Source organism: Bradyrhizobium sp. SZCCHNR1053, from assembly GCF_032381235.1.
Classification (GTDB): domain Bacteria; phylum Pseudomonadota; class Alphaproteobacteria; order Rhizobiales; family Xanthobacteraceae; genus Bradyrhizobium.
Map to the genome: position 1 here is coordinate 166,707 of NZ_JAUHJM010000011.1, position 18,502 is coordinate 185,208.

Below are 18,502 nucleotides of genomic sequence, written 5' to 3' on the forward strand. Positions count from 1 at the left end.
ATTACGGGCTGTCGATGAAACTCTTGGCCGTACCTGTCGCACCATAGAAATCCAGATCATTATGTCCGCCGTCGGGAAACCGTACGAAGCGCTTGGGGTCATGCGCAAGCGCGAACAATCGTTCCCCGAAGCGGATCGGAATCCCCGGATCTTTGGCGCCATGCATGATCAGCAGCGGCACATGCACCTTGGCGATGCGCTGATCGGATTGGAAGCGGTCGCGCATCAGCAGGCTGACGGGAACCACTTTGAGCATGTCGGAGGCGACGTCGACCGTGGACGTATAGGGCGCCTCCAGGATCAGCCTTGCGATGGGACGCTCAGCGGCGATCGCGGCGGCCACGCCGCTGCCCAGTGAAAAGCCCCAAGCCACGATGCGCTCCGCCGCGTAGCGCTCGCGCGTGAAGGCATAGGCGGCTGCGGCATCCTGAAGCAGCCCCTGCTCACTGGGGTTGCCGCTCGAGCCTGCATAACCGCGATAGGACAGCGCGACGAGGCCGGTCCCGTCGGAGGTCAGCGCCTTGAAGCGCGAGACCACGCCGGCGAGGAAGTCGCCATTGCCTGGGAAATACAGCACGACCTTGCGGCCGGGCTGCGCCGGCACATGCCAGGCGATGACCTTCTCGCCGTCGGCCGAGGTCAGCACGTGCTCTTCAGCCTGCGGAAATCCGGCCGCGTCCGGCGCGGTGCGAGCGACCGGCGGGATCGGAAATAGCATCGCGCGCTGGCGCATGAACAGCACAGCAAGCACGGTGGCGTAGATCGCCACCACGACGATCAGGAGCCATTTCAGGACCGCCATGGCTCCCAATAATGCCAGCTACATGCCCTTGACGATGTTCTCGGTCATCTTCTTGGCGTCGCCGAGCAGCATCATCGTGTTGTCGCGGTAGAACAGCGGATTGTCGATGCCGGCATAGCCCGAGGCGAGCGAGCGCTTGATGAACATCACGGTGCCGGCCTTCCAGACCTGCAGCACCGGCATGCCGTAGATCGGCGAGGACTTGTCCTCCTCAGCCGCCGGGTTGGTGACGTCGTTGGCGCCGATCACGAAGGCGACGTCGGCCTGGGCGAATTCCGAGTTGATGTCCTCGAGCTCGAACACCTCGTCATAGGGGACGTTGGCTTCGGCGAGCAGCACGTTCATGTGGCCGGGCATCCGGCCCGCGACCGGATGAATGGCGTACTTCACCTCGACGCCTTCCTTCTTCAGCGTGTCGGCCATCTCGCGCAGCGCGTGCTGGGCCTGGGCCACTGCCATGCCGTAGCCGGGCACGATGATCACCTTCGAGGCGTTCTTCATGATGAAGGCCGCGTCGTCAGCCGAGCCGAGCTTGGCCGGCTTCTGCTCACCGGTACCACCGCCGGCCGCTGCGGTCTCGCCGCCGAAGCCGCCGAGGATGACCGAGATGAAGGACCGGTTCATCGCGTGGCACATGATGTAGGACAGGATCGCACCGGACGAGCCGACCAGCGCGCCGGTGATGATCAAGGCCGAATTGCCGAGCGTGAAGCCGATACCCGCCGCGGCCCAGCCCGAATAGGAGTTCAGCATCGAGATCACGACCGGCATGTCGGCGCCGCCGATCGGGATGATCATGAGCACGCCGAGCGCCAGCGCCAGCAGCGTCACCATCAGGAAGTCAAACCCGCCGCCCGTCATCACCAGACGGACCACGAAGAAGACGAGCGCAACGGCGAGCGCAATGTTGATGATGTGGCGCGCCGGCAGGATGATGGGCGCGCCGCTCATCCGTGCCGAGAGCTTCAGGAAGGCGATGACCGAGCCGGTGAAGGTCAGCGCGCCGATGGCGACGCCGAGCGACATTTCGACCAGGCTCTGCGGATGGATGTTGCCGGGCGTACCGATGTCGAAGGCTTCGGGCGCAAAGAACGCGCCGGCGGCGACCAGCACCGCGGCCATGCCGACCAGCGAGTGGAACGCCGCCACGAGTTCGGGCATCGACGTCATCGGCACCCGGCGCGCGATCACCGCACCGATGCCGCCGCCGATCGCAACGCCGAGGACCACGAGGATCCAGGCGATCGCATCTGCCGGGGGATGCCCGGCCAGCGTGGTGGCGACCGCAATCGCCATGCCGGCCATGCCGAAGAAATTGCCTTGCCGGCTGGAGGCCGGACTCGACAGCCCGCGAAGAGACAGGATGAACAGCACACCTGCCACGAGATAAAGGAGTGCCGACAGATTGGCGTTCATTGCAGATGCCCCGTTGTGCCTGTCATCCCGCGTCGTGCGGCGTTGTTACTTGGACTTCTTCTTGTACATCGCCAGCATGCGCTGGGTGACGAGGAAGCCGCCGAAGATGTTCACACAGGCGAAGATCAGCGCGATGAAGCCGAACGCCCGCGCCAGACCGCTGCCGCTCGACAGCATGGGAACGCCAACCGCGAGCAGCGCGCCGACCACGATCACCGAGGAGATCGCGTTGGTCACCGACATCAGCGGCGTGTGCAGGGCCGGCGTCACCGACCACACCACGAAATAGCCGACGAACACCGCCAGCACGAAGATCGACAGCCGGAAAACGAAGGGGTCGACGGCTTGGACGACATGTTCCATGGCTCTGCTCCTTAGGCCTTCGGCTGGAAGTTCGGGTGGACGATGGCGCCATCCTTTGTCAAAGCCGTGGCCTTGACCAGTTCGTCGTCCCAGTTGACCGCCAGTGTCTTTTCCTTCTTGTCGATCATCGTCTCGATGAAGGAAAATAGGTTGCGGGCGTAGAGACCGGAGGCGGAAGCTGCGACCCGGCCGGCGAGATTGGCGTAGCCGATGATCTTGACGCCGTCGATCTCGACGGTCTCGCCCAGCTTGACGCCCTCGACATTGCCGCCGCGCTCGACCGCGAGGTCGACCAGCACCGAGCCCGGGCGCATCGACTTCACCATCTCCATGGTGACGAGGCGCGGCGCCGGACGGCCGGGAATCAGCGCCGTGGTGATGATGACGTCCTGCTTCTTGATGTGTTCCGCCGTCAGCGCCGCCTGCTTGGCCTGGTACTCCTTGGACATCTCCTTGGCGTAGCCGCCGGCCGTCTGGGCGTTCTTGAACTCCTCGTCCTCGACCGCCAGGAACTTGGCGCCGAGGCTCTCCACCTGCTCCTTGGTGGCCGGCCGCACGTCGGTCGCAGAGACCATGGCGCCGAGCCGGCGCGCGGTTGCGATTGCCTGCAGGCCGGCGACGCCGACGCCCATCACGAACACCTTGGTCGCCGGCACGGTGCCGGCCGCGGTCATCATCATCGGGAAGGCGCGGCCGAAGGCCTCGGCGCCCTCGATCACGGCGCGGTAGCCGGCAAGGTTGGCCTGGCTCGACAGCACGTCCATCACCTGGGCGCGGGTGATGCGCGGCATCAGCTCCATCGCGAAGGAGGCAATGCCGGCATCGGCCATGGCCTTGAGCGCCGCGTCATTGCCGTAAGGATCCATGATCGCGAACACCAAGGCGCCGCGCCGGTAGTTGGCGAGTTCGGAGGCTTCCGGCCGCTTCACCTTGATGATGATGTCGGCATCCTTGAGCGCTTCCGCGCTCACGGTTGCGCCCGCCGCCGTGAATTCCGAGTCCGGCAGGCCGGATTTGATGCCGGCGCCGGGCTCGACCGCGATCTCGGCACCCAACGCCTTGAACTTCTTCACCGTGTCGGGAGAGGCGGCAACCCGCGGCTCCAACGGGTCGATTTCCTTGGCGACGGCAATCTTCATGAGGCCTCCGGCGCGAATGCGCGCGCGAGCTTTAAGAGGGCGGGACGTCCATGGGCTACAGCATGACGCCAAGTTAGCACTTGGCTTCGGCAGTCAGCTGAAGGCCCGCCGGCGGGGATGCCGGCGGGCCGAGAGCGACATTAAGCGAGGAAAATAGCCATCAAGATGACGATGAGAGCGACGCTGATCGTGCCGTACTTCACCAGCTTGATGAAGCCCTCGTAGGTGGCCTCATGCGCCACATAGTCGTTGCCGTCAGCCGTCGAGTAGGCGATCTCGCCATGGTTTGCCATCGGGGTCCCCCAGAGAAATATGCTTTGTTAAGGTCGCATACCCCAAAGCCGATGCAAGGGCAACGGCTGGCATGCAAGGCAGTTTTATCGCGTTTTCCGATCGCCCTATTGGCGAGGCCAATTGTCACGGATCCAGCGCGTCAGGCTGGCCTCGCTGACCTCGCCGGCAGCGAGGGCGAGGATCATGGCGGTGGCCTGAGCCGGCTCGGGCGCGAACGCGATTTCGTTTCTCCGCAGAAACGTCATCATCGCCATGAAGGCGATCCGCCTATTGCCGTCTACGAAAGCGTGGTTCTTGGCCAGTCCGAATGCATAGGCTGCGGCAAGCTCGGGAAGCGTCGCCTGCTCATAGCTCCATTTGTTAATGGGCCGCTCCAGGGCCGAGCGGAGCATGCCCTCGTCGCGCGGCCCGGGCGCGCCGCCGAAGCGGCGCAACTGTCGGGCGTGGATCGCGACGGCCTGCTCGTAGGTGATCCAAAGCGGCCCCTGCTGCTCGCTCATTTGGCGAGCGCGGCCAGGGTGTCGCGATACTCATCCATGATCTCGTCCGCGATCTCCATCGTCCGCTCGAAATCCGGATCATAGGGCAGCGCCTGGAAGCCGCCGCCGGGCAATTCGACGATGTGCAGTTGCTGACCGCGTTTGAGATCGAGCCGCTGCATCAGTTCGCGCGGCAACAGCAGGCCGTCGGAATTGCCGATCTTCTTGATTTCGATCTTCATAGCAGGCCGCTCCGAAAAAGAGGCGCGTTATACAAATGTATAACGCGCCTCTTCAATCCGTTCAACAAATGTTTTACGCCCCTACCCCATCGCCTCCAGCTCGTCGATCATGCCGGCGATGACTGAGAGACCGCCGTCCCAGAATTTGGGGTCCTTGGCGTCCAGGCCGAACGGCTTGAGCAGTTCGGAATAATGTTTGGTGCCGCCGGCCGCGAGCATCGCCAGATAGCGCTCGGCAAACCCCTCGGCGGCGTGCTCGTAGACCGCATAGAGCGAGTTCACGAGGCAGTCGCCGAACGCATAGGCGTAGACGTAGAACGGCGAATGGATGAAGTGCGGGATGTACATCCAGAAGTTTTCGTAGCCCGGCTTGATCTCGATCGCCTCGCCGAGACTCTCGGTCTGCACCGAGAGCCAGAGCTGCCCGAGCCGCTCGGCGGTCAGCTCGCCGTTCTTGCGCTCGGTATGCACCGCGCGCTCGAACGAATAGAACGCGATCTGCCGCACCACGGTGTTGATCATGTCCTCGACCTTGCCGGCGAGCAGCGCCTGACGCTGCCTGGCGTCCTTGGTCTCGGATAGCAGCCGCTTGAACGTCAGCATCTCGCCGAACACGCTCGCGGTCTCCGCCAAGGTCAGCGGCGTCGGCGCCATCAGCGCGCCTTGCCTCGCCGCCAGCACCTGGTGCACGCCGTGGCCGAGCTCATGCGCGAGCGTCATTACGTCACGCGGCTTGCCCTGATAGTTCATCAGCACATAGGGATGCGCCGACGGCGTGGTCGGATGCGAGAACGCTCCCGGCGCCTTGCCGGGCCGCACCGGCGCATCGATCCAGCTCTGGTCGAAGAAGCGCTGCGCGATGTCGGCCATCTCCGGCGAGAAGCCGCGATAGGCCGTCAGCACCATGCTCTTGGCCTCCGGCCACGCAATGGTGGCATTGGCGGCGAAGGGCAGCGGCGCATTGCGGTCCCAATGCGCCAGCTTCTTCTTTTTGAACCAGCGCGCCTTGAGCTGGTAGTAGCGATGCGACAGCTTCGGATAGGCCGCGCGCACCGAGGCCACCAGTGCATCGACCACCTCGCGCTCGACGCGATTGTTCAAGTGGCGGGAGTCGGCGACATCCTGGAAACCGCGCCAGCGGTCCGAGATGTCCTTGTCCTTGGCGAGCGTATTGGTGATCAGCGCGAAGGTTCGCTCATTGGCCTTGAAGGTTTTTGCCAGCGCCTCGGCGGCCGCCTTGCGCTTGGCGCCGTCACGGTCCTGGAGGAAGTTCAACGTCGGCTCGATCGCGAGCTCCTTAGCCCCGACCTGGAAGCGCAGGCCAGCGATGGTCTGGTCGAACAACCTGTTCCAGGCCGAGTATCCGGTCTGCGACTTTTCGTGGAACAGCTGCTCGACGCGGTCCTCGAGCTGATACGGCTTGTCCTTGCGCAGATCCTCGATCCACGGCCGGTAATGGCCGAGCGCGGGCGTCTCCATCGCGCGCTCGATCACGGCGTCGTCGATGCGGTTGAGCTCGAGCGGGAAGAACAGCAGATGCGTCGACGCCGCCGTCAGCCGCTCCGAGATGTCGCCGTAGAATTTGGAGATCGCCGGATCGACGCTGTCGCCGGCATGCGCAAGACCGGCGAACGAGCCGAGCCGCCCGGCGAGATCGTCGATCGCCTCGTAGCGCCGCACGGCTTCTGCGAGCCATTCGCCGCCATCCTCGCGCGCGACATGCTCGGCGAGCTTGCCCTTGTAGTCGGTCTCAAACGCGACGCATTCGGAATCCATCTTCGCGAGATCGTGAGCGATCTCCGGCGCGTCGATGCCCATATAGAGGTCGCCGAGATTCCATTCGGGCAGCACGCCGATGCCGGCCTTTGCCGCGACGGCCTTCTTTGCCGGTTTGGCCGATGATTTGGCCGTCGCACCGCGCGCAGCCTTGACCTCTACCGGCTTCGGCTTTGACGCGGGCTTCTTGGCCGGCTTGGCCTTGTTGGATTTGGTCTTGGCGGATTTGGTCTTGGCGGATTTGGTCTGGGGGGCGGATCTGGTCGGCTTGCGAAGGGCAGAAGAAGCGCGCGAGGTCATCGGATGGGTAACCTGTTGTTCGAACGTGTATCCCGATCAGCGAGGTTTAAGGTTGCGTTAATCGGCGTCGGCGAGAGTGCCCCGATTCGAGACAGATAGTCGTAGCGTGCAAGGAAAGCCATGGCTGCCAGCATTTTGATTGCCGATGATGATCCGGTCCAGCGCCGGCTGGTGGAGAACATGGTGCAGAAATGCGGCTACGAGGCGGTCGTCGTCGAGACCGGCGATGCCGTCATCGAGAAGCTGACGAATCCTGATGCCGGCCCCATCGACGCCATCGTGCTCGATCTCGTGATGCCCGGCCTCGACGGCATGGGTGTCCTCTCCAAGATGCGCGAGATGGGGATCTCGATACCTGTGATCGTGCAGACCGCGCATGGCGGCATCGACAACGTCGTCTCCGCAATGCGCGCCGGCGCGCAGGACTTCGTCGTCAAGCCGGTCGGCATCGAGCGGCTCCAGGTCTCGTTGCGTAATGCGCTCAATACCTCGGCCTTGAAGGGCGAGTTGCAGCGCATCCGGCACAGCCGCGAAGGGCGCCTGACCTTCGCCGACATCATCACCCGCGCGGAGGCGATGGCGCCGATCCTGCGCATCGCCGAGAAGGCCGCGACCTCGTCGATCCCGGTGCTGATCGAAGGCGAATCAGGCGTCGGCAAGGAGCTGTTCGCCCGCGCCATCCACGGCACCAGCGAGCGCAAGACGAAACCGTTCGTTGCCGTCAATTGCGGCGCGATCCCGGACAATCTGGTGGAATCGATCCTGTTCGGTCACGAGAAGGGCGCATTCACCGGCGCGACCGAGCGTCACATGGGCAAGTTCGTCGAAGCCCATGGCGGCACGCTGTTCCTCGATGAGGTCTCGGAGCTGCCGCTCACCGCCCAGGTCAAGCTGCTGCGCGCCCTGCAGGAGGGCGCCGTGGAAGCCGTCGGCGGCCGCAAGCCGGTCAAGGTCGACGTCCGCATCATCTCGGCGACCAATCGCAGACTGCTTGACCGCGTCAAGGAGGGCCACTTCCGCGAGGATCTGTTCTACCGGCTGCATGTGCTGCCGCTCACCGTTCCGCCGCTGCGCACCCGCCGCGAGGACATCCCGCATCTGTTGCGGCATTTCCTCGCGCGGTTTGCGGCTGAGGAGAACCGCGCCATTTCGGGCATCGCCGGCGAGGCCGTCGCCTATCTGACCAAGCTCGACTGGCCCGGTAACATCCGCCAGTTGGAAAACGCGGTCTACCGCGCCGTCGTCATGGGCGAGAGCGACCAGCTCGGCGTGGCCGATTTTCCACTGATTCCCACCCACGCACCGCCGGTGGAGTCTGCGCCGGCCCTCACCGTGGAGCGGCCCGTTCCTCCCCTGCCTGCGATGGTGCCGGGGAGTGAAGTCCCCATTGCCCCTCTGCCCTCGCACGGGTTCCTGCCGCTGCTCACCGCAAGCGGCGAGGTGCGGCCGCTCGAGGAGATGGAGCATGAGATCATCCGCTTCGCCATCGCCCATTACCGCGGCCAGATGTCGGAGGTGGCGCGCCGCCTCAAAATCGGACGCTCGACGCTCTACCGCAAGCTCGACGAAGCCAATGACGAGACCCCCACGACGGAAAGCCCGCCGCTCGGCTGAGCCGCTCGGATCCCCACCATGGTTGCGCTTGGCTGTCGTCCGAAAAAGGCCGCAAGTCTTGGCAACACTGGAACATCTGAACCGTTGCCTTGCGGTGACAGACAAAGGAAATAACGCGTGGCACAAACGCACGATCGGTTTGGCCGGGGTTTCCCAAGAGTCAGTTTGTCGTGAGTTGTCCCGTGTGGCGCTGGCCGCAGAAATGGGGCTTGAGTATCGTTTGGGCGTGAATCATTGCGTGCAGATGTGAACCATCCTCACAGGCGGTACCCGCGCCGAAGCTGGCGGATCGACCTTGTTACCCCTGTTCCAGCCGGGACAGATCATCCGAGGGATTGATGATGCGAGATTGTGTGACCACCCGTGGCGGATATGACCGCGTGCTCATGGCTGTCGCGGCGACCTTCCTCGCGGTGTCCTCGACCTCTGCTTTCGCCCAGAGCGGTCCGCCCCGCAACAGCGCGGCCGAGCTCGCCATCGATGCGGCGATCCCGTTCCCCGAGCCGGCCAACGTGCCGCCGCCGACCGCCAGTGACTTCAAACTCGACACCACCGCCACCGTGTCGCCCGACCAGGCCAAGTCGCCCGAGACGACGACCAAGCCGCTCGACTCTGCCGCGGCGCCTGCGGCCGATCCCGCCAAGACCGTCGCCACGCCGCCGGCAGCGGCCCCTGCGACCGCGACGGTCCCAGACCCGGTCAAGGCCGCCAGCACCGTTCCCGCCGCCGACCAGCCCGTTGCCGACCGTCTGCGCGACCTGATGGCGAGCAAGGCGACAAGGTATTTCGACCGCAAGGCCGAACACGCCGCCGTCGAGAAATTCTACACCGGCCGCGACTACGCGCCGATCTGGACCCAGGGCGGCAATCTGACAGCCGCCGCGAAGGGCGTCATCGCCCGTCTCAGGGATGCAGCAGCCGATGGCCTCAATCCCGGCGACTATCCGGTGCCGGATTTCGCAGCCGCAGCCTCCGCACCGGACGCGCTGGCGGAGGCGGATCTCAGACTCACCGAGAGCATGATGGACTACGCGCGCCAGGCGCAGAGCGGCCGCATGCACTGGTCGCAGGTCTCAGCGGATATCCAATATCCCGAGCATCCGGTCGATCCGAACGAGGTGTTGGCCAACGTCACCGGCGCAAAGGATGCCTCCGCGGCGCTGGAGAGCTACAACCCGCCGCACAAGCTCTACAAGCTGCTGAAGGCCAAGCTCGCCGAGCTGCGCGGCGTCAGCGACGGCGCGCCCGTTATCATCGACGACGGCCAGCCGCTGAAATACGCCCCTGCCCACGGCAAGAATGCGCCGGAGGCCGAGGCGCAGATGTCCGACCCGCGCGTGCCCAAGCTGCGCGCCAAGCTCGGCATCACCGAGAACGCCGACGACATCCGCTATGACGCCAAGGTCGCCGCCGCCGTCCGCAAGTTCCAGGAAAGCGTCGACCTCAAGCCGACCGGAGTGCTCGACGACCGCACCGTGAAGGCGCTCAACACGCCCAAGCGCGACAAGCAGATCGATACGGTCCTCGTCAACATGGAGCGCTGGCGCTGGCTGCCGCGCGACCTCGGAGCGCCCGCGATCGGCGACGCTTATGTGATCCTCAACATCCCCGACTACACGCTGAAGGTGATGCAGCACGGCGCGCAGGTGTGGACCACCCGCGTGGTGACCGGCAAGCCGGGGCAGCATGCGACGCCGTTGCTCAGCGAGACGATGAAGTTCATCACGGTCAATCCGACCTGGAACGTGCCGCCGTCGATCATCTACAACGAGTATCTGCCGGCGTTGCAGCAGGATCCGACCGTGCTCGACCGCATGGGCCTGCGGCTGGAGCGCGCGCGCGACGGCTCGATCCACATCTCGCAGCCGCCGGGCGAGGCCAACGCGCTCGGCCGCATCCGCTTCAACTTCCCGAACAAGTTCCTGGTCTATCAGCACGACACGCCGGACAAGAACCTGTTCGCCCGTGACGAGCGCGCCTTCAGCCATGGCTGCATGCGCGTGCAGTATCCGGATCAGTACGCGTCGGTCCTGCTCAACATCACCATGCCGAACGAGCGCTACACGCCGGAGCGCATCCGCAGCATGTACGGCCGCAGCGAGATCGACTTGAAATTCCCGACGCCGATCCCGGTCAACATCACCTACCAGACCGCCTTCGTCGACGATGCCGGCAAGCTGCAATTCCGCAAGGACATCTATGGCCGCGACGCGACCATGATCTCGATCCTGAAGAACAACCGCGGCAAGGATCTCGAGAACGTCGTCGCTCACGCCCAACCGAGCTACGCGCGTCCGAAGGGGCCGCTGCCGAACTCGGTCAACATCAGCGACAACAGCTTCTCCTCCGGCCCGAACTTCTTCGAGCGCCTGTTCGGCGGCGGCGGCCTGCCGACGCCGCCGGCGCCGGTCGGCCGCCCTGCCCGGCGGGTCTTCACCCGCTGATCAGGCCGCCGATCACGGTCAAAATTTCCATTTTGAGATCAAAGGCCTCGCCGATCGGCGGGGCCTTTGCTTTAGGTTAACCACAATGATCAACCAAGATTCGATGGCTCTTTTTCGCCACACTCAAGAGTATATGTTAAGGGTAATTGGGGGGCGGGTCGGTCAGTATCCCTTAACCATCCCGCCTTAGGTAAGCGTTTCCTCTCTCTTCCGCCGGACGGGCCGCAAGAGGGTCATCGAGTAAACGCTCGTCGACGGGGTGGCTGCATCTTGCTGTCTGTTTTCGCGCGCCAATCTGTTTCGCTCACGAGGGCGGGTTGGAAGGCTGGATGCCAATGCGGGCTGGCGGCGCTGCTGCTGCTCGTCGGCGCCGGCTCGGTGCATGACGCGGCGGCGCTGAATGAAACCCACACCCTCTCCTTCCACCACACCCATTCCGGCGAGGACCTGACGGTCACCTTCAAGCGCGAGGGCCGCTATGACGAAGACGCGCTGAAGAAGCTCAATCACTTCCTCCGCGACTGGCGTACCCAGGACGAGACGGTCATGGACCGCCGCCTGTTCGACATCCTCTGGGAGGTCTATCGCGACGTCGACGCCAAGCAGCCGATCCAGATCATCTCGTCGTACCGGTCGCCCGCCACCAACTCGATGCTGCGCCGTCGCTCGGCGCATTCCGGGGTGGCGCGGCACAGCCAGCACATGCTGGGCCACGCGATGGATTTCTACATTCCCAACGTGCCGCTGGAGCAGATCCGCTTCGCCGGCCTGCGCCTGCAGCGCGGCGGCGTCGGCTTCTACCCGACTTCCGGCTCGCCCTTCGTGCACCTCGACACCGGCAACATCCGGCACTGGCCGCGGATGACGGCTGACCAGCTCGCCCGCGTGTTCCCGGACGGCAAGACCGTTCACGTGCCGAGCAACGGCGTTCCGCTCAAGGGCTATGAGCTGGCCAAGGCCGAGATCGAGAAACGCGGCAATGGCGATGACGCGTCGTCCAGCCGCCCCAATCTGTTTGCACGGCTGTTCCGCGGTCGTCCGAGCGAGGATGACGAGGAGTCTGGCGAGAGCGAGAGCAAGGCCGACGCCAAGCCGGTCCAGACCGCGGCACTCGCCGCGAAGCCGGCTGACAAGAGCTCCGACAAGGACGGCCGGACCGTCGAGCGATCGGTGGACAGCAAAGCCGCCACCACGCGCGGCAAGATCGCCAATGCCCTGCAATTGGCCTCCGCGGATGCGCAATCTGCCGCTCAGCCCGCGGCGACCAAGCCCGAGACGAAGTCCGAAACGACAAGCGCCGTCGGCAGCAAATCCAGGGACGGCGCGCCGCAGAGCGTCGCCGACATCATCAATTCGCGCGGCTTCTGGGGTGACAATCCCGGCACGCCGAAGCAGGCCACCCCCGAGCAGGTTGCCGCGATCACGGCGCGCCGTGCGCTGTCATCGATCGATCAGCAGCAGACCGCAAGCCTGATGCAGGCCATGGCCTTCGCACCCCCGGCCTCCTCTCCGCTCGATCGCGCCAATGTCGCCTCCACGGCCCCCATCCCGGTGCGAAACTCCCGCCCGGCGACCCGCAGCGTCGCGCCGGTGCCTGAGGCCGCCCCCGCGGCCGCGAAGAACGGCCAAGGTCAGGACGGCGCCATCACGATGGCGACGCGAATCTCGGCGGCCAAGGGTCCCGATTCGACCTGGATGCGGGCCATCATGCTGACGCCGAGCGCGTCGTCATCGATGTCCGTGACGAAAATGGGCGACGTGGATCTCACCGTGATGCGCAGCTATTTCGTCAAGCCGCAGGTCGCGCTGGCGATGAGCTTCACCGCCGAGCCGACGCCGGGACTAAGCTACGATCAGTTCACAGGGCCGGCGATCGTCAAGCTCGAAACCAAATCCTTCGCCATGCGCGCGGCAGCCTTGCGCTGACGCCGCGGCAGCCGGTTCGTCGTTCTCCTCAGCATTGACGAGCTGGAGTGCAGCGTCGATGGCCGCATGCCGCCGGCGCGCCGAGGCGAACCGGGAGAAAGCGAATGCCCCGTCAGGGGCAGCCGAGGTCTGCTCCAGGTGATCGAGGCCGCTGCTCAGATCATTCCGAGCGCCTGCATATAGGTCTCGAGGATGCTTTCCTCTTCCTGGCGCTCGTTCGGGTCCTGCTTGCGCAGCCGGATGATCGTGCGCAGCGCCTTGACGTCGAAGCCATTGCCCTTGCTCTCGGCGTAGACATCCTTGATGTCTTCGGAGATCGCCTTCTTCTCCTCCTCGAGACGCTCGATCCGCTCGATGATCGACTTGAGCTGGTCTACGGCAAAGCGGGTCGCGGGCGAGTCGTCGTCCTTCGCGGCGGCGGAGGTGGCCATCTGATACTCCTGAGCGGAACTCGTGTGTCCAAGGAAGGCGCCAAAGGGCGCTACATGTTCGCCGCGACCCTCAAATCTGGCGTGCCCCGCGTCAAGGCGACATCGTCCTCATCCACAGAGCGGCCCACATCTTGTTGGCCTGCGTAGCGTGAAGCCCACAGAAGCCGGCCGCGCCACTTGTGTTTCGTCGCCATCCTGCGCAGGACCCGATTCGCCTTCGAAGCCCCTGCCAAGTCTGGGCTCGCGCGCGAACGGCAGTAAAGCGCGTCTCCTGCGCGCTCGTTTAGGAATCAGTGGCCCGGATGCGCCTTCTTGAAGGCTTCGCGCTGCTCGGCGCTGGCCTCGCGCTGGTACTTCGCCTTCCATTCCTCGTAAGGCATGCCATAGACCGCCTCGCGGCTCTCGTCCTTGGTCATTGGCGCCCCCTGGGCGTCGGCGGCGTCCTTCAGCCAGTTGGAGAGGCAGTTGCGGCAGAACCCCGCCAGATTCATCAGATCGATGTTCTGAACGTCGGTTCTGGTCCGCAGATGCTCGACGAGCCGGCGAAAGGCGGCGGCTTCGAGTTCGGTCCGGGTGGTGCTGTCCATCGTCATCTCTTTGTTCCCTGTTCCGCGCCATGACGGATGTCTGCTATATAATGAGGCTTCGTCGCAGATTTGGCCATATCGCAGCGCCGTCAGGAGGAGCGAGGCGCTGGATCGCAGCGGCTTCGCACGAGATCGTCATGGCGTTGACAGCCGCAGCCAAGCCCAGCGACATCGTTCAACGGTTGATATAGCGTCGCGCAATGATCCCCAAAATCTCCTCTCTCCTGCATCGCAATCCCTTCCGCCCTGGCTACGGACTGCTTTCGCTGCTTGGGCTGGCCGCGCTCTGTCTGTCGTCCACTCCGGCGGCCGCCGATTTCCGGCTCTGCAACAACACCTCCAGCCGGGTCGGGATCGCCCTCGGCTACAAGGACGCTGAAGGCTGGACCACGGAAGGCTGGTGGAACGTGTCGTCACGCAGCTGCGAGACCCTTCTCAAGGGCACGCTGGTGGCACGCTATTATTACATCTACGCGCTCGACTATGACCGCGGCGGTGAATGGTCGGGACAGGCCTTCATGTGCTCGCGCGACAAGGAATTCACCATCAAGGGCACCGACAATTGCCTGGCTCGCGGCTTCGACCGCACCGGCTTCTTCGAGGTCGACACCGGCGACCAGCGCGCCTGGACGGTGCAGCTCACGGAGGCCAATGAGCAGCCGGCGCAGCAGCGCGTGCCCGGAATTCCCGGTACGTTGGGACCCGGAGGCAACGTTCCAGGTCTGCCCAATGGGCCGCAAGGTGCGCCGCCGGCAGCCGCACCGGCCCTGCCGCCAGGGCAAGCACCCAAGCCATGAGGCGGCTGCGACGCATCAAGATCCTCGCCACGCTCGGCCCCGCCTCCTCGGACAGCGCGATGATTCGCAAGCTGTTCGAGGCCGGGGCCGACATATTCAGGATCAACATGAGCCACACCCCGCACGACAAGCTGCGGGAGCTGGTGACGACGATCCGCAGCGTCGAAGCGAGCTACGGCCGCCCGATCGGCATTCTGGTCGATCTCCAGGGTCCGAAGCTCAGGCTCGGCACCTTCGCCGACGGCCCGGTTCAGCTCAACAACGGCCAGAGCTTCGTGCTCGATTCCGACAAGACACCGGGCGATGCGACGCGGGTCCATCTGCCGCATCCGGAAATCCTGGCCGCCCTGCAGCCGGGACATGCGCTGCTGCTGGATGACGGCAAGGTGCGGCTGATCGCCGAGGAGACCTCGCCGACCCGCGCCGTCACCCGGGTCGTGATCGGCGGCAAGATGTCCGACCGCAAGGGCGTGAGCCTACCGGACACCGACCTGCCGGTCTCGGCGATGACGCCGAAGGACCGCGCCGACCTCGATGCAGCCTTGAACATCGGCATCGACTGGATCGCGCTGTCCTTCGTGCAGCGCGCCGACGACGTGCTGGAAGCCAAGAAGATCATCCGCGGCCGCGCCGCCGTGATGTCGAAGATCGAGAAGCCGCAGGCGATCGACCGGCTCAACGACATCGTCGACGTCTCCGATGCTTTGATGGTGGCGCGCGGCGACCTTGGCGTCGAGCTGCCGCTAGAGCGCGTGCCCGGCCTGCAGAAGCAGATGACGCGGCTGGCGCGCCGCGCCGGCAAGCCGGTGGTGGTCGCGACACAGATGCTGGAATCGATGATCCAGTCGCCGGTGCCGACGCGCGCCGAGGTCTCCGACGTCGCCACTGCGGTCTATGAAGGCGCCGACGCGATCATGCTGTCGGCCGAGTCGGCCGCCGGCAAATACCCGGTCGAGGCGGTCTCGACCATGAACCGCATTGGCGAGGAGGTCGAGCGCGACGTGGTCTATCGCTCGGTGATCGCGGCGCAGCGCCCCGAGCCGGAATCGACCGCGGGCGATGCGATCGCCGAAGCCGCACGCCGGATCGCCGAAAATCTCGATCTTCCTACGATCATCTGCTGGACCTCGTCCGGCTCCACCGCGATCCGCGTCGCGCGCGAGCGGCCGAAGCCGCCGGTGGTCGCGATCACCCCGAACCTGGCAACCGGACGCCGCCTGTCGGTCGTGTGGGGCGTGCACTGCGTGGTGGCCGAGGACGCGCGCGACCAGGACGACATGGTCGAGCGCGCCGGCTCGATTGCCTTCCGCGACGGCTTCGTCCGCGCCGGACAGCGCGTCATCATCGTCGCCGGCGTGCCGCTCGGCACACCCGGCACCACGAACATGGTGCGCATCGCCTATGTCGGGCCGTCGAGCGACGCCCATATCTGAGACGACCTATTGGGTCCTATCGATCGCGCCCAGTCCGGCCGTGGACGGGGGCTTGGCCCGCGCGATCACCGGACAGGCCTCGATGGCAATGCCGGCGGCGCCGGGGATGCGCTCGCAGCCGCGCGACGCATCGATCTGGAGATCATAGTCCGCAAGCACCTCGAGCCGCGGCGGGTTGTCGGCCGGGCTCTTGGAGAAATACAGCGCCCACACGCCTCCCGGCAGCGGATTGGCCAGGCCGTTGCGAACCCGGCGGTCCAGCACGCCGCCGGGCACGATCGGCACCACGAGCTCCGACAACTGATAGACGCGCGAGCCCTGTGGCAGGAACGACGTGACGTAGCCGAGCGGCTTCTGCAGCAGCAGGAACGTCGCGGGACGCTGCAGGTCCGCCGCGAGCTGCGGCCGGTAGGGATCGGACCATGGCCGCCGCATCCAGTCGGTCGGCTGCGACGCCAGCGCGATGCCGAGCGCGGCCATCACCGTGACGGCCTGCGTCATCCGCCGCGATGGTGACGCGACCGGCCCAGCGTCTGCACGCCAAGCATCGACCAGGCGGATGAGCAGCAGCACGATCAGCGGCGCCGACAACAGCTCGAGCGGCATCAGATAGCGCTGGATCGAGAAGGCCAGCACCCACAGGACGTAGCTGAGCCAGAAGAAGATCAGGAGGCGCCGGTCGCGCAGCGCCAACACTTCACGCCGCTGCCACAGGCCGGTGACGATCAGCGCGATGAGCAGCACGATCACGACGGCGAGACGCGGATCGCGGAACGGCCATTCCGACGAGGGATGCTTGCCGATCACCCAGTAGAACGGATAGGCGAGCGCATCGAGCAGTCCCTGCGGCATGAAGCGCGTATCGACGATCGAGGCCTGCGGCGCTTCGGGCGAACGGAAGATCGTGTTGTAGAACGGAAACAGCGGGCTGCCGTATTCGCGCGCCATCTTCAGCGCCCACGGCCCCGCGGTCACAATCACGCCGGCCGAACTGCCCGCGCCGAATGCGACGATCGCGCGCCACGGCCGCGCCACCAGCAGCAGCGACACGCCCGCTCCGACCAGAAACGTCGCATTGGTGAGCTTCAATCCCGTGGCCGCGCCGATCAGCAGGCCCGCGGCGACGAAACGGCGGCCGCGCTCATCATCCTCCCCGAAGATCAGCGCGATGCCGGCGAGGATCGGAATGGTCGTGAGAATGTCGGCGAAGCTGGTGCCGACCTCGGACAGCGCCATCGGACTGAGGGCGGCGATGATGAGCGCGGCGCTGAGCGTGAACGCGTCAGCCGCGCGCCGGAGCAGCACGCGCGCAACCCAATAGACCAGCGCGAGATTGAGGCCGTGCAGCGCGCCCAGCGCGACGCCCCACCACGGCGCATCGAGCCCGTGGCGGACCGCGTAAGGCAGCAGGTAGATCAGCGGATTGAGGAAGCTCTGAAAGCCGCCAGGCGCGACGTCGATGTCGAAGCGGCCATGCAGCAGCGCGAAGCCGGCATAGTCGTGATAGTTCTGCCAGTCCCAGTTGATGTCCTCGCCGGCGAGATATGCATAGACAGCGCCGGCGGCGGCCGATCCGGCGATGACGAGGCGCGTCGCCAGAGGGTTGCGTGCAATCGACATCGTCTGAGGAGGCACCTGGAGTGGGGCAAGGCGGTGCTCTCGCGGCACGCCAGCCTCACCATCGCCGCGACGGGTGAATCCTTGCTTAAGCGCGGCCTTGCGTCCCAAGGGTAAGGCATGGGCGGCGCGGACTACGCGCCGACCAGGCTCCTGACCGGCAGCACGGCCTGCACGACGAGACCGCGCGCACGCGCATCCATGACGCCGACCGCGCGCAGCGCCAGCAGGGTGACCGCCTGAACGGTGTCGCGGAGCTTGGCAGGGTCGTCGGGATTCTCGGTCGCCAGCGGCCCCACCAGCGCCTCGTGCAGCGCGCCGAGCAGCGCGGTCGCGGCCAACTGGGTGTCCTGCGCCGGAAGGTGGCCGGCACGGACGGCCGCGTCGATCCGTGAGGCGATCTCGCCGACGATCTCGCGGCGGCTCGCGATCCGTGACGCCGTCACGTCGACGTCGACGGGCTCGGCCAGGATGCCCCAGGCGAGCTTGCGCTGCGACAGGATGTGCACTGCGACCGTGGACACCGCGGCAGCCAGCGCCGAGGATGGACCGGGCGCGGCATCGGCGGCGCGCCGGACGGCGGCGAGCTCATCGCGCGAGACTTCCGCGATCAGCTCCGAGATCAGATCCGCCTTGGAGGGAAAGTAGCGATAGACGGTGCCGGCTGCGACATTGGCCCGGATCGCCACCGGGGCGATCTGGACGGCAGACATGCCGCCTTCCGCGGCGGTTTCGCGGGCGGCAGCCAGGATCGCGCTGCGGCGGGCCGCGAGCCGCTTCACGACCTGATGGGTTCGCCGATAGACCATGGCGTTTCTCGTCCCGGACGCGCTCGTCCAGGG

At 65.6% G+C, this 18,502-nt stretch carries 17 protein-coding genes; 5 read left to right on the forward strand and 12 right to left on the reverse strand.

Features of this window, described 5'->3' with window-relative positions; genetic code table 11:
• Position 1 precedes the first annotated feature (1 nt).
• The 8 genes from QX051_RS23395 to QX051_RS23430 all read right to left on the reverse strand — a co-directional run bounded on the left by QX051_RS23395 (position 2) and on the right by QX051_RS23430 (position 6,811).
• On the reverse strand, positions 2-802 hold the full coding sequence (locus tag QX051_RS23395; protein WP_315777750.1) for an alpha/beta hydrolase: 801 nt from the start codon (positions 800-802) through the stop codon (positions 2-4).
• An 18-nt stretch (positions 803-820) separates the two neighbouring features.
• Positions 821-2,218, reverse strand: coding sequence for an NAD(P)(+) transhydrogenase (Re/Si-specific) subunit beta (locus QX051_RS23400; protein ID WP_315777751.1), 1,398 nt, complete (start codon positions 2,216-2,218; stop codon positions 821-823).
• Between the two features lie 45 nt (positions 2,219-2,263).
• A complete protein-coding gene (locus QX051_RS23405; protein WP_284420324.1) occupies positions 2,264-2,581 on the reverse strand; it encodes a proton-translocating transhydrogenase family protein in 318 nt (105 codons plus the stop codon).
• Positions 2,582-2,592: 11 nt separating this feature from the next.
• Positions 2,593-3,720, reverse strand: coding sequence for a Re/Si-specific NAD(P)(+) transhydrogenase subunit alpha (locus QX051_RS23410; RefSeq protein WP_315777752.1), 1,128 nt, complete (start codon positions 3,718-3,720; stop codon positions 2,593-2,595).
• A 140-nt stretch (positions 3,721-3,860) separates the two neighbouring features.
• Positions 3,861-4,013: an aa3-type cytochrome c oxidase subunit IV gene (locus tag QX051_RS23415; protein ID WP_315736334.1), complete on the reverse strand. Its 153-nt coding sequence runs from the start codon at positions 4,011-4,013 to the stop codon at positions 3,861-3,863.
• 105 nt (positions 4,014-4,118) lie between these two features.
• On the reverse strand, positions 4,119-4,514 hold the full coding sequence (locus QX051_RS23420) for a type II toxin-antitoxin system death-on-curing family toxin (protein ID WP_315736333.1): 396 nt from the start codon (positions 4,512-4,514) through the stop codon (positions 4,119-4,121).
• Positions 4,511-4,735, reverse strand: a complete 225-nt coding sequence (locus QX051_RS23425) for a MazE family transcriptional regulator (RefSeq protein ID WP_015664446.1) — start codon at positions 4,733-4,735, stop codon at positions 4,511-4,513. Before QX051_RS23425 ends, QX051_RS23420 begins: the two co-directional genes overlap by 4 nt.
• A gap of 81 nt (positions 4,736-4,816) precedes the next feature.
• Positions 4,817-6,811, reverse strand: a complete 1,995-nt coding sequence (locus QX051_RS23430; protein WP_315777753.1) for a M3 family oligoendopeptidase — start codon at positions 6,809-6,811, stop codon at positions 4,817-4,819.
• Between the two features lie 120 nt (positions 6,812-6,931).
• On the opposite strand from QX051_RS23430, the gene QX051_RS23435 reads away from it, so the two are divergent.
• From QX051_RS23435 to QX051_RS23445, 3 genes are all read left to right on the forward strand, one after another.
• On the forward strand, positions 6,932-8,425 hold the full coding sequence (locus QX051_RS23435) for a sigma-54 dependent transcriptional regulator (RefSeq protein WP_315777754.1): 1,494 nt from the start codon (positions 6,932-6,934) through the stop codon (positions 8,423-8,425).
• Positions 8,426-8,811: 386 nt separating this feature from the next.
• The gene (locus QX051_RS23440; RefSeq protein WP_315777784.1) at positions 8,812-10,869 is read left to right on the forward strand and encodes a murein L,D-transpeptidase; all 2,058 of its coding nucleotides are present in this window, start codon (positions 8,812-8,814) and stop codon (positions 10,867-10,869) included.
• A 270-nt stretch (positions 10,870-11,139) separates the two neighbouring features.
• Positions 11,140-12,795, forward strand: a complete 1,656-nt coding sequence (locus QX051_RS23445) for a DUF882 domain-containing protein (protein WP_315777755.1) — start codon at positions 11,140-11,142, stop codon at positions 12,793-12,795.
• A 155-nt stretch (positions 12,796-12,950) separates the two neighbouring features.
• Here QX051_RS23445 and QX051_RS23450 read toward each other — a convergent pair whose 3' ends face one another.
• Positions 12,951-13,226: a DUF2312 domain-containing protein gene (locus tag QX051_RS23450; protein WP_008961835.1), complete on the reverse strand. Its 276-nt coding sequence runs from the start codon at positions 13,224-13,226 to the stop codon at positions 12,951-12,953.
• Between the two features lie 290 nt (positions 13,227-13,516).
• Positions 13,517-13,813 (reverse strand): DUF1244 domain-containing protein, encoded by a 297-nt coding sequence (locus tag QX051_RS23455; RefSeq protein ID WP_315736329.1) that lies wholly within the window; start codon positions 13,811-13,813, stop codon positions 13,517-13,519.
• A 200-nt stretch (positions 13,814-14,013) separates the two neighbouring features.
• Between QX051_RS23455 and QX051_RS23460 the strand changes: the two genes are divergently transcribed.
• Complete coding sequence (locus tag QX051_RS23460; RefSeq protein ID WP_315736328.1) at positions 14,014-14,610, forward strand: DUF1036 domain-containing protein; 597 nt, start codon at positions 14,014-14,016, stop codon at positions 14,608-14,610.
• Positions 14,607-16,043, forward strand: a complete 1,437-nt coding sequence (gene pyk / locus QX051_RS23465) for a pyruvate kinase (RefSeq protein ID WP_315736327.1) — start codon at positions 14,607-14,609, stop codon at positions 16,041-16,043. Before QX051_RS23460 ends, pyk begins: the two co-directional genes overlap by 4 nt.
• Before the next feature lie 6 nt (positions 16,044-16,049).
• Here the strand turns inward: pyk and QX051_RS23470 are convergent, their stop codons facing one another.
• On the reverse strand, positions 16,050-17,663 hold the full coding sequence (locus QX051_RS23470) for a glycosyltransferase family 87 protein (protein ID WP_315756059.1): 1,614 nt from the start codon (positions 17,661-17,663) through the stop codon (positions 16,050-16,052).
• Between the two features lie 131 nt (positions 17,664-17,794).
• The gene (locus tag QX051_RS23475; protein ID WP_315717573.1) at positions 17,795-18,469 is read right to left on the reverse strand and encodes a helix-turn-helix domain-containing protein; all 675 of its coding nucleotides are present in this window, start codon (positions 18,467-18,469) and stop codon (positions 17,795-17,797) included.
• Positions 18,470-18,502: the final 33 nt, after the last annotated feature.